Origin of the sequence: Nostoc sp. UCD121, from assembly GCF_014222285.1 — a bacterium.
Classification (GTDB): Bacteria; Cyanobacteriota; Cyanobacteriia; order Cyanobacteriales; family Nostocaceae; genus Nostoc.
Window position 1 is genome coordinate 1 of record NZ_JACKZS010000558.1, and the last position, 313, is coordinate 313.

The 313-nt window shown below is 38.7% G+C and carries 1 protein-coding gene; it reads left to right on the plus strand.

All coding sequences use genetic code 11. From position 1 onward, the window contains the following. A partial coding sequence (locus GNF10_RS37465) for a hypothetical protein (protein WP_185607536.1) occupies positions 1–313 on the plus strand: 313 nt, incomplete at both ends.

Genomic DNA, 313 nt, shown 5'->3' on the forward strand with positions numbered 1-313 from the left:
ATCAACAAATGCGAACGCTATATCAACAAATGCGAACGCTATATCAACAAATGCGAACGCTATATCAGCAAATGCGAACGCTATATCAACAAATGCGAACGCTATATCAACAAATGCGAACGCTATATCAACAAATGCGAACGCTATATCAACAAATGCGAACGCTATATCAACAAATGCGAACGCTATATCAACAAATGCGAACGCTATATCAACAAATGCGAACGCTATATCAACAAATGCGAACGCTATATCAACAAATGCGAACGCTATATCAACAAATGCGAACGCTATATCAACAAATGCGAACGCT